General features: G+C 35.6%; 12 protein-coding genes and 1 tRNA gene. 9 read left to right on the top strand and 4 right to left on the bottom strand.

Annotated elements, in window-relative coordinates:
• Positions 1 to 16: 16 nt before the first annotated feature.
• The 3 genes from Q0A18_RS04850 to mce all read right to left on the bottom strand — a co-directional run bounded on the left by Q0A18_RS04850 (position 17) and on the right by mce (position 1,202).
• Entirely contained in the window at positions 17 to 283 is a 267-nt protein-coding gene (locus Q0A18_RS04850) for a hypothetical protein (RefSeq protein ID WP_292009046.1), read from the bottom strand.
• A gap of 384 nt (positions 284 to 667) precedes the next feature.
• Positions 668 to 741, bottom strand: a tRNA-Ile gene (locus Q0A18_RS04845).
• Positions 742 to 803: 62 nt separating this feature from the next.
• A complete protein-coding gene (mce, locus tag Q0A18_RS04840) occupies positions 804 to 1,202 on the bottom strand; it encodes a methylmalonyl-CoA epimerase (RefSeq protein ID WP_292009045.1) in 399 nt (132 codons plus the stop codon).
• Between the two features lie 92 nt (positions 1,203 to 1,294).
• Between mce and rbfA the strand changes: the two genes are divergently transcribed.
• From rbfA to Q0A18_RS04805, 7 genes are all read left to right on the top strand, one after another.
• Complete coding sequence (gene rbfA, locus Q0A18_RS04835) at positions 1,295 to 1,654, top strand: 30S ribosome-binding factor RbfA (RefSeq protein WP_292009044.1); 360 nt, start codon at positions 1,295 to 1,297, stop codon at positions 1,652 to 1,654.
• 3 nt (positions 1,655 to 1,657) lie between these two features.
• A complete protein-coding gene (locus Q0A18_RS04830; RefSeq protein ID WP_292009043.1) occupies positions 1,658 to 2,863 on the top strand; it encodes an ABC transporter permease in 1,206 nt (401 codons plus the stop codon).
• 48 nt (positions 2,864 to 2,911) lie between these two features.
• Complete coding sequence (locus tag Q0A18_RS04825) at positions 2,912 to 4,711, top strand: endonuclease (RefSeq protein ID WP_292009042.1); 1,800 nt, start codon at positions 2,912 to 2,914, stop codon at positions 4,709 to 4,711.
• 59 nt (positions 4,712 to 4,770) lie between these two features.
• Positions 4,771 to 5,508, top strand: coding sequence for a shikimate dehydrogenase (aroE, locus tag Q0A18_RS04820; RefSeq protein WP_292009041.1), 738 nt, complete (start codon positions 4,771 to 4,773; stop codon positions 5,506 to 5,508).
• Positions 5,509 to 5,578: 70 nt separating this feature from the next.
• Positions 5,579 to 7,384, top strand: coding sequence for a DUF349 domain-containing protein (locus tag Q0A18_RS04815; protein WP_292009040.1), 1,806 nt, complete (start codon positions 5,579 to 5,581; stop codon positions 7,382 to 7,384).
• Positions 7,385 to 7,442: 58 nt separating this feature from the next.
• Positions 7,443 to 8,474, top strand: coding sequence for a bifunctional diaminohydroxyphosphoribosylaminopyrimidine deaminase/5-amino-6-(5-phosphoribosylamino)uracil reductase RibD (gene ribD, locus Q0A18_RS04810; RefSeq protein ID WP_292009039.1), 1,032 nt, complete (start codon positions 7,443 to 7,445; stop codon positions 8,472 to 8,474).
• The gene (locus Q0A18_RS04805; protein WP_292009038.1) at positions 8,475 to 9,080 is read left to right on the top strand and encodes a YigZ family protein; all 606 of its coding nucleotides are present in this window, start codon (positions 8,475 to 8,477) and stop codon (positions 9,078 to 9,080) included.
• A 3-nt stretch (positions 9,081 to 9,083) separates the two neighbouring features.
• Here the strand turns inward: Q0A18_RS04805 and Q0A18_RS04800 are convergent, their stop codons facing one another.
• Positions 9,084 to 9,794: a zinc metallopeptidase gene (locus Q0A18_RS04800; protein ID WP_292009037.1), complete on the bottom strand. Its 711-nt coding sequence runs from the start codon at positions 9,792 to 9,794 to the stop codon at positions 9,084 to 9,086.
• Between the two features lie 106 nt (positions 9,795 to 9,900).
• Between Q0A18_RS04800 and Q0A18_RS04795 the strand changes: the two genes are divergently transcribed.
• Positions 9,901 to 11,025 (top strand): GNAT family N-acetyltransferase, encoded by a 1,125-nt coding sequence (locus tag Q0A18_RS04795; protein ID WP_292009036.1) that lies wholly within the window; start codon positions 9,901 to 9,903, stop codon positions 11,023 to 11,025.
• A gap of 1 nt (position 11,026) precedes the next feature.
• Positions 11,027 to 11,203 carry a hypothetical protein gene (locus Q0A18_RS04790; RefSeq protein WP_292009035.1) on the top strand — a complete coding sequence of 59 codons (177 nt, stop codon included), beginning with the start codon at positions 11,027 to 11,029 and terminating at the stop codon, positions 11,201 to 11,203.
• The last annotated feature ends 53 nt before the right edge of the window (positions 11,204 to 11,256 follow it).

Raw genomic sequence — 11,256 nt, 5'->3', positions numbered from 1 at the left:
GTTATAATATACACAGCTATAGCTGACAATAATTTTCTTGAATCTGTTCCATCCAGTGAATCCATTGATCACTAGTCCAATCCTGGCATGTATATGCAGACGTACAGCTTGCCTGAAAAACTCCACATTGTACTTGCTTAACTTTCGCTATTTTCTTAACCTTTTTAGTGTTTTTAGTAACTGTAACTTCTTTTGCTTTAGAATCTACTTCTTTTTCCACATATCCTTTGCCGCTTGCTACACCTACTACACCAATAGCAGCAATTAATAATAACTTTTTCATAATGTTAAATTTGAATTGTTAATAGTTAATTTTGTGATTACCATAGGAACAAGTTTACGAATTACTTTTTAATCACCATTATGGGAATCTGTATTTTTTAAAACTTTTTTATTATGTAAAATGAATCTCCTTGTTGAGAAGAAACTTTAATTTCAACTTCAGAATGCTAGGATACTTTATTTTTTTATGAAGTTATCTTCGAATAGATTTTCATCACTGAAAAAGACTTTTGTAAAACCTAAAAATCCATAAGCTGTAATAAGAATTTCTTTGGAGTCCTCACAGCAAATTGAAGTGCTACAATCAAGACAATATTACAATACCCTGAAATAGAGAATAAATACAAAAAAAGCACCTACATTTTTGTAAGTGCTTGATTTATTGTGGTCCCACCTGGGCTCGAACCAGGGACCACCTGATTATGAGTCAGGTGCTCTAACCAACTGAGCTATAGGACCTCAAAACTTGGTTGAATTTTGTGCTTGCAAAAATAGTAAAAATTCTTTCACTACAAAATTTTTTATTGCTTTTCTTGACAAAGTTCTACCAGAACTCCGTTGGTGGATTTAGGATGAAGAAAGACAACTAATTTGTTATCAGCACCTTCTTTCGGCTCTTCGGAGATAAACTGAAACCCTTCTTTTTTTAATCTTTCGATCTCTGCTAAAATATTTTCCACTCCAAAGGCAAGATGATGGATTCCTTCCCCTTTTTTTTCTATAAATTTAGAGATGGGACTCTCTTCTTTACTGGCTTCCAGCAATTCAATTTTACTTTCTCCGGCGGCATAAAAAGAAGTAATCACTCCTTCCCTCTCTACACTTTCTTTTTTATAAGATGACTTTCCCAATAGTTTTTCAAAAAGTTCGTCAGAAATTCCTAAAGATTTTACTGCTATACCAATATGTTCTAATTTCATAGATAATTTATATAAATTTAACTGTAAATTTGATACAGTAATCCAATTTTCAAATCAGCAATTCAAACAAAAATACTAAATTTGCACCACTTATGGAAAGTAACAGACAAAGAAAAGTAGCACAGATCATACAGGAGGATTTCGCAGAGCTGTTCCGCAAACAGGCGGCAGATAGTCTGCAGAATTTTCTGGTAACGGTTTCGGATGTAAAAGTAACCGCTGATCTGGGTATTGCTAAAATCTATTTAAGCATATTTCCTCAGGAATTCCGAAAATCCATTATGAAGGAAATAGAAGAAAATAAAGCACAGTACAGAAACTTTATCGGTCAGAAAATGGCTAAGCAGGTACGTGTTATTCCTCAACTTAACTTTTATCTGGACACTTCCCTTGATGATGTGGAAAAACTGGAAAGAGAATTGAGAGGAGAAGGTGATAATCCAGTATTGTAGAAGTTGAGAAACATTGCATTTTATATCGCATCGAGATACCTTTTAGCCAAAAAGGGAAGTACTGCCGTTACTTTCATCACTTGGTTGGCTGTAGGGGCTATGACGGTAGCCGTAGCTGCAATGTTTGTAATCATTTCTGTTTTCTCAGGACTAGAAGACCTCAATAAAGACCTGATATCCAATCTTCATGCTGATTTAACAATTAAAAGTACTTCAGGTAAAACCTTAAAGGAATTAGGCAAGGTTGAAAATGTATTGAAAAACAATACTGAGATCAGCAGCTTTTCCCGTGTTATTGAAGAAAAAATTTATATCAGTTATAACGGAAAAGGAGATATTGCCTATTTAAGGGGAGTAGATTCCGCTTATACAAAGGTAAATCCAATAGACAAAAATATTTTTTACGGGACCTATCCAAGTTTTCAGTATTCCAATGAAGTATTGATGGAAAATTCCCTGGATACCAGATTATCTATTCCGGTAGCTTCTTCCCGCGATTACGCGACTGTATTCATGCCGAAGCCCGGAACCGGGATCATTAATAAAGAAGAAGATATTTATAACAAAAAAGATATTCTGGTAACCGGAGTATTCCCCGGAAATGATCAACTGGACAGTTATATCATCGCTCCTATTGAACTGACGGAAGAATTACTCAGTTTACCTAAAAATTCAGCTTATACTATTGTCATCAAGCTTAAAAATCCCGAAAACACCAATTCAGTAAAGGCAAAACTCTTGTCCGCTCTTGGAAAAAACATAGAAGTAAAAACCAAAGAAGAAGAGAATGCTGCTTTCTGGAAGATGATCAATACAGAGAAATTATTCATTTATCTCATCTTCGCTTTAGTCATTTTTATTACTACTTTTAATCTTGCCGGAGCTATTATCATTCTGCAGCTTGATAAAAAAGAACAAGCAAAATCTTTGATCTCATTAGGTTTTCCTTTAAGCCATTTACGAAAAACATATTTCTATACGGGAATTCTTATTGTGATCTCCGGAATTATTACCGGTTTGATTTTAGGAACAGTTCTATGTGAATTCCAATTACATACGGAATTTTTCAAAGCTAACGAATTACTGCCATTCCCTGTAAAAATTGTAGGTAAAAACTACCTTATTGTAGCCCTTACTGCATCCGTTTTCGGATTCGCTATTTCATGGTTCTTTTCCAAAATAAGCAAGGAGTATATTATCAAAAATTAATATAGTTCCCCTCCTTATTTTTGTACTTTTACCGTCCAAATTTTAATCATGAAACGAATTCTATTTTCTTTATTAGCGGGCGTTGCATTCATTCATGCATATGCCCAGACAGGTCAACTTCCAGCAGGATATTACGACGGTACAGCAGGCTTAAACGGAGCCGCTTTAAAGTCCAAACTCAATCAGATCATCACCAACGGACACGTTCAGCATACTTATGCCGATCTATGGACAGCCTATCAAACTACCGATGTTGATAATTTCTATGAAAACGACGGGACAGTACTTGACATCTATTCGGAAAATCCTACAGGAACAGATCCTTACAACTATACGTTTTCCGTAAATCAGTGCGGAAGTGTTAACGGTCCCGAAGGAACATGTTATAACAGAGAGCATATCGTTCCGCAAAGTCTTTTCGGTGAAGCTCTTCCCATGAAGTCTGACATCCATTTTATCCGTGCTACCGACTATCAGGTAAACGGACAGAGAAGTAACTATCCTTTTGGAGTAGTAGGAACAGCAACCTTCACTTCTTTAAACGGTTCAAGGCTGGGCAATTCTGCTTCTACAGGATATGCCGGAACAGTTTTCGAGCCGATTGACAATTTCAAAGGGGACATTGCCAGAATGATTTTCTATTTTGTAACAAGATATGAAACTCAATTAACCGATTTCACCAGTACCAACGGAACCGGAAATATGTTAGGAATTACTGCATATCCGGGATTACAGACGTGGGAACTGAATCAGTTATTGGCATGGAATGCACTCGATCCGGTATCTGCGGAAGAAATTGCAAGAAATAATGCATCCTTTGTTTACCAGGGGAACAGAAACCCTTATATCGATAATCCGTTATTCGTAGATGAAGTTTGGGGTAATATTACACTTGATACCCAGGCTCCGACAGCTGCGACCAATCTGATTACCACCGGAACAACTTATAATTCAGTTTCCCTAAGCTGGACAGCTGCAACAGATAACGTAGGTGTGGCAGCATACGATGTATATGCCAACGGAACATTAAAAGCTACTGTTGCAACAACAACTGCAACAGTGACAGGTTTAACACCTTCTACTACCTATGACTTCTATGTCATTGCGAAAGATGCTTCAGGAAACTTATCACCTCAAAGTAATATCGTAACTGAAACCACATTGAATGAACCAGCAGGAGGAAGCTGTGGTAGCGAAAACTTTGAGACTATGCCTGCTAATGCGAATAATTATACGACAAGAACATGGACCAATAATAGTATTACATGGACAGCAACCTCTGCAAGAACTGATGAAACTATCAATAACCGAGCGATTACCATCAGAAATGGAGAATTGTCAAGTACCAGTATTTCAGGAGGAATACAGAGTCTTACATTAACCACCCAATTGAAATATACAGGAACTGCAGGAAACCTGAATGTTGAAATCAATGGTAATATAGTAGGAACTATTCCATACAGTGCTACGGTAACAACCACTACCATCAACAACATTAATGTGACAGGAAATTACACCATTAAGATCATTAATCCATCTTCAAGTAACAGAGTGGCAATGGATGACCTAAGCTGGTCTTGTAACGGAGTGCTTGGAATCGCAGAATCGGCCAAAGACAAATCTGCTTTTTCCATATATCCTAATCCGGTAAGAAATAATGAACTTTTCGTAAAAGGGGAAAACTTAAGTAAAATTTCCAGAGCGGAGATTTATGATCTTTCCGGAAAACTGATTGATATCATCACGAAACCTTTCAAAAATTCCAACAGGATTAACCTGAAAGGACTTCAAAGGGGGATTTACATTCTGAAAACCGATGAGACATCCACAAAATTCATAGTAGAATAACCCAAAAATATTTTCAAATTGAAGACCGGTTTATCCGGTCTTTTTTTTATTTTTGATGTATGGATTCCAATAAAAAATTAGGGCTGATCGGACGCAATATTTCCTATTCGTTTTCTAAAAAATTCTTTGAGGATAAATTTCAACGGTTAATGCTGAATTCTTTTTCCTATGATATTTTTGATCTTCAGGAAATTGAAGAAGTTGAAAATCTATTCTCTACTCCTGATCTGATGGGTTTTAATGTAACCATTCCCTATAAGGAAAAGATAATTGATTACCTGGATGAGCTAAGTGATGAAGCTGAAAAAATAGGTGCTGTAAACTGTGTTCTTATTGAAAATGGAAAGAAAACAGGATACAATACCGATGCTTTCGGATTTGAAAAAACATTATTGCTTCATAAAAAGCCTCATCAGGAAACCGCTCTAATCTTAGGTGATGGAGGGGCTGCCAAAGCGGTAAAATATGCCCTGGATAAGAATAATATTCCATCCAAGACTATTTCCAGAAAATCGGATATTAATTTTGAAAATCTTACTACAGAAACAGTCAAAGCGCATAAAATTATCATCCAGTGTACTCCAGTGGGAACATTTCCCAATGTAAAAGATTGTCTTCAGTTCCCTTTTGATGGTATTTCCAATGAACATTTAGTTATTGATCTGATTTACAATCCCAATTACACCCAGTTCATTCTTAATGCTGCAGAAAAAGGAGCAAAGACTGTAAATGGCTATTATATGCTCGAGCAACAAGCAGAAAAAGCCTGGGAAATTTGGAATAATCAAAAAAAATAACATAAATTAGTGCATTAATTGGCTTTTTAGTCATTATTTAGATATTTACGCCACTCATAAAAGATTTGCTATGACTACAGAAAATAACCTTTCTGAAAACGAAGAAAATAAAGTTTCTACAGAAGTATCTCAGGAAGAGACAGACAAGACTGTTTCCAGTAATGAAGGTGCCCAGAATGATGATTCGGAAAGCTCAGAAGAGGATCATCTGGACAATGATATCTCTTTGACTGACGCTTTAAAGGAAATGGAAAAAATCATCAACTCTCCGGATGCCGGTGAAAATTCCAAAAAATTCAATCAGTTAAAAGAAAAAGCAAATCATCATATTCATGATGAAGTGGAAGATAAAAAGCACGAATATGTAGACGCAGGTAATGCCCCTGAAAATTTCAGTTATGAACATCCTCTACAATCCAGATTCTCTGCTCTAATCAATATTTTTAAAGAAAAATACGATACTTTCCAGAAAGGTCAGGAAGAAGAGCAGAAGAAAAACCTGGAACATCGTCAGAATATTATTGAAAGACTTAAAAATCTTTATACCAATTCTGAACCAGGAACCAATCTTTTTAAATCCATCAGAGAAATAAAAGAAGACTGGTCCAATGCTGGACAGGTTGCCAAATCGGAATTTAGAATCCTTAATAATAATTATTTCCATCATTTAAACCAGTTTTACCAAATGCTGGATTTAAATAAAGAATTTTTAGAACAGGAATACAGTCACAACCTTGAAAAAAGGCAGCATATTATTGCCCGTGCCAAAGAACTTGAAAACGAACCTGTAATCCAGAAAGCATTAAATGAATTACAGTATCTTCATAAACTTTGGAAAGAAGAAGCAGAACCTGTAGCAGAAGAATTCCGTGAAAAAACATGGGAAGAATTCAAGGAAATTTCCAATAAAATTCATGAAAGAAAATCTGAACTTTCAGCATCCATAGAAGCAGAGCAAAATGCTAATCTTGAAAAGAAAAACAAAATTATTGCTGAAATCAAGAAGCTTTCTGAACCTGGTGAAAATCCAAACCACAACTATTGGCAGAATGCCATAAGAAAAGTAGAAGATCTCCGCTCCGAATTCTTAAAAACGGGAAGTGTTCCTAGAAAATTATCCAATCAGAACTGGAATGACTTTAAAATTACGCTAAGGAGTTTCAACACTACTAAAAACAGCTATTATAAATCACTGAAAGGCTCCCAGCAAACCAATCTGGAAGAAAAGCTGAAGCTGATCCAGACTGCAAAAGACAATATGCTTTCCGAAGATTGGGAAATCACTGTTCCTCTCTTCAAAAAACTACAGGAAGACTGGAAAAAAGTAGGCCATGTTCCCAAAAGCATGACCAATAAAATCTGGGATGAATTCCGTGAAGCCTGCAACACTTTCTTCAATAATTACAGAGAGAAGAGTAATGTTTCTACCGATAACTGGAAAGAAAATTACAAGCATAAAAAAGAACTTCTTGATGAATTGAAAAATGTTTCCGATGAAGAAGGAAGCATTGAAAAAATAGAACAGATCAAAACAGCCTGGAACAATATAGGAAAAGTTCCAAGAGATAAAATATCAATCAACTCCGAGTTTAATAAAACATTAAGAGAAAAATTAAGACTTAATAAAATCAATGAACTTGAGCTCAAAGAAGAAGGCTTATCTGAAAATCAATTAACAGATAAAGCAAGAAAAATCAAGAATCAGATTTCAGACCTTGAGGGTGAAATTGTAAAACTTGAAACCAACCTTTCTTTCTTTAACAATCCGTCAAGAGAAAACCCTCTTTTAAGAGACACTTATAATACTATTGATGACAAGAAAGCACATCTGGAGAGTCTGAAACAAAACCTTCACAGCATTATTGCCGGAGAATAGAAAAATGTAAAACTTAAAAAGGCGGAGCAAAGCAATTTGTCTTCGCTTTTTTCATAATATGAAAGACGAGCTATATATAAAAAGATGTATTGAACTTGCTGAAAAAGCATTGGGAGATACCTACCCTAACCCTTTGGTAGGAAGTGTTATCGTTCATAACGACATCATTATCGGTGAAGGATACCATCATAAAGCCGGCGAAAACCATGCAGAAATTAATGCTATCAATTCTGTAAAAAATCCAGAGCTTATTCCGGAATCTACTATTTACGTTTCTCTGGAACCCTGCGCACATTATGGAAAAACACCTCCCTGCGCTTTAAAAATAAAAGAACTGGGGTTTAAAAAAGTAGTGATCGGGGCTATGGATTCCCATGATAAAGTAAACGGCAAAGGAAAAAAAATTATTCAGGATGCAGGTATAGAAGTCATTTCCGGCATTTTAGAAGAAGAGTGCATCCAGCTTAATAAAAGATTCTTTACCTACCATGAGAAAAAGAGACCTTACATCATCCTGAAATGGGCTGAATCAGGAGACGGATTTTTTGATAAGGATTTTAAACCTACTGCTATTTCCAATGATTTAGTCAACCAGTATGTACATAAGCTGAGAGCTGATGAACATGCTATTTTAGTAGGAACACAAACCGCCCTTACAGATAATCCCAGCCTTACCGTCAGAAATCTCATAGGAAGGAACCCTATAAGAGTATTAATCGACTTTGACCTTAAAGTAGGAAAAAATACGAGTATCTATAATGACGAAGCACGCACCATCGTCCTCAACACCCTTAAAGAAGAAGTAAAAGGACATATCCACTATATCAAAATCGACAGGATTAATTTCTTATCAGATTTAATGGAGGTATTATACAAAGAACAGATACAGTCTATCATCATTGAAGGAGGAAGCTTCACCCTACAGCAATTCATCAACATCGGGCTATGGGATGAAGCGGTAATTATTAAAAACGATCATTTAAAACTGATTAACGGAACAAGAAAGCCCGAATTTCACAGCTTAGCATCCGAAGTAAGAGATTACCGTGATAACCGTATAGAATTTCATAAAAACATATTGGGAAGATAGATGCAGTTTGAATATAAGACCATACAAAAACCCGTTGAAAACACTCTGATAAAAGAAAAAGGAAGTAAGTTTATAGGATTCGCTTATCCTGTGAATAATGAAAAGGAACTCAAGGAATCTCTGGAAAAAATAAGATCAGAACATCCGAAAGCTACTCATCACTGTTATGCTTTCAGAATAGGATTAAGCGGGGAAAATTATCGTGCTAATGATGACGGAGAACCTTCGGGAAGTGCAGGGCTACCTATTTACAATCAACTTTTAGCACATGAGATCACTAACGTATTGGTCATTGTGGTTCGTTATTACGGAGGAACCAAATTAGGAGTTTCCGGTTTGGTGAAAACCTATAAGGAATCCGCAAAGCTTACCCTGGAAGAAGCCCATATCATTACAAAGGAATTAGAATCCGAAATAGAAATCCAGTTCAATTTCAGCCAGCAAAATACTATTTTCACTCTACTTTCCAAAGTAGATGCTAAAGTATTGAATTTTGATGCCAATGAAAACTGTATTCTTACCGCATCTTTAAAAACTTCTCTAAAAGAAAACATTTCGGACAAGTTGTCCGAAATGCAGAATATATCGTTCGAGTTTAAAGATTAAAAATTAATCTCTCCTTCCTCCCATTAATAAAGAAGCCCAATATAAAAGCTGAGCTAAAGAACCAATAGCAGCCACTACATAAGTACGTGCAGCCCATTTAAGGCTATCCTTAACTCCCACATATTCTTCGGAAGTTACTGTTCCTGTATCCTTTAACCATTTCATTGCCCTGTTACTCGCATCATATTCCACAGGAAGAGTGACAAAAGCAAAAAGAGTGGTAAAAGCAAACATAATGACACCAATGGCAAGTACCAAAGTATTACCATTAGGATTATCAATAGTCCTCGTAGCAGCCATCACCCCTAATCCTGCAAGAATCACAAACTGCATAAGATTAGAACTGATATTCACTATAGGAACCAATTTTGAACGTAATTGAAGCATGGAATATCCTACAGCATGTTGTACTGCATGCCCACATTCATGGGCTGCCACTGCCGCCGCTGCTGCATTCCTCTGCATATAAACACCTTCTGAAAGATTCACTGTCTTATCAGCAGGATTGTAATGATCTGTTAAATTTCCCGGAACCGAAGTTACCTGAACATCATGAATTCCATTATCTCTCAACATTTTTTCCGCCACTTCCTTTCCAGAAAGACCATTTCTCAGATGAACATTGGAATAGTACTCAAATTTGGACTTTAATCTCGAAGAGACCCACCAACTTACAAGCATAGAAATCCCAATTATAATGTAATAGCCCGTCATTTTTTATTAGATTTTGTAAATATTTTTACTCTACAAGATATAAAAACTGTGCCAAAGTATTGCATTTTATTAATTATCTTTGCCGTCAAATTACCCTTCAAAAAATATGTCTAAAGTTTCAATTCTTGAAGTTAAATCTCAAAACGAATTAAAACAATTTGTGAAATTCCCTATGGATTTGTATCAAAACAATCCATACTTTGTTCCGTCATTCATCAATGATGAAATAAACATCTGGAATTCTGTCGAAAATCCGGCGCTCCAATATTCTGAAGCCAAACAGTTTCTCGCTGTAAAAGATAATAAGACTGTTGGAAGAATAGCAGTGATGATCAATCATAAAGAAGAAAAAGAACTTGGAATAAAAAAAGTCCGCTTCGGATGGATTGATTTTATTGACGACCATGAAGTTTCTCAGGCATTGATACAAACAGCTATAGATTATGCGAAAGAACATAACATTCACACTATTGAAGGGCCGATGGGCTTTACCAATCTCGATAAAGCAGGAATGCTGACCTTGGGGTTTGATAAACTCGCAACCATGATTGGAATTTACAATCATCCGTATTATCCTAAACATCTTGAAAAACTTGGATTAACCAAAGAAAAAGAATGGGTAGAATTTGAAATTATGTTTCCGGATTCTTTACCGGAAAAAATACTTAAGTTCAATGAACTGATCTCACAAAAATATCAGCTCAGAGTTCTAAGATTTAAAAACAAAGAAGAAATCCTTGATTATGTGGATCCGATGTTTGATCTTCTTGATGAAACATATAAGCATCTTTCCACCTATACCCCTATTTCGGACGAGCAGCGCAAAACATACAAAGAAAAATACTTCAAACTTATTGACAAAGATTATATCGTTTGTATTGTAGATGCTGACAACAATCTGGTTTCATTTGCTATCACAATGCCTTCTTACTCCAAGGCTCTACAAAAATCCAAAGGTAAATTACTTCCTTTCGGATGGTGGCATTTTTTTAAAGCCGGAAGAAAAAACGACAGGGCTAATTTCTATCTGATCGGTATTCATCCCGATTATCAGAGAAGAGGAATTACCTCTATCATCTTCAAGGAAATATTTGATATTTTCAAGAAAAAAGGAGTTAAATACCTGGAAACGAATCCGGAACTGGAAGAAAACAAAAGCATTCAATTACTCTGGCAGGATTACGGACCGGTCAACCATAAAAGAAGAAGAACTTATTCTCTAAATTTCTAGTATGAAAAAACAACTTATCATCTTCGCCATATTGATTGCTGGCTTCATTATTTACAATCTGTTCTTCCCTATGGAAGATGATAAATTCAATACGATATTTAACATAATATATGCCAGCATTTTATTCGGTTATATATCCTACATGGCTTATTCTTTATTGAAAACAATGAAGAAATAATATTATTTTTATTAATTCTAAATTACTGATTTCTGTTATTTTTGAACCGACTT

The organism is Chryseobacterium sp. (assembly GCF_022712095.1).
Taxonomy (GTDB): domain Bacteria; phylum Bacteroidota; class Bacteroidia; order Flavobacteriales; family Weeksellaceae; genus Chryseobacterium.
The sequence above is the reverse complement of the archived record's forward strand: the minus strand, read 5'-3'. Positions and strand labels throughout refer to the sequence as shown.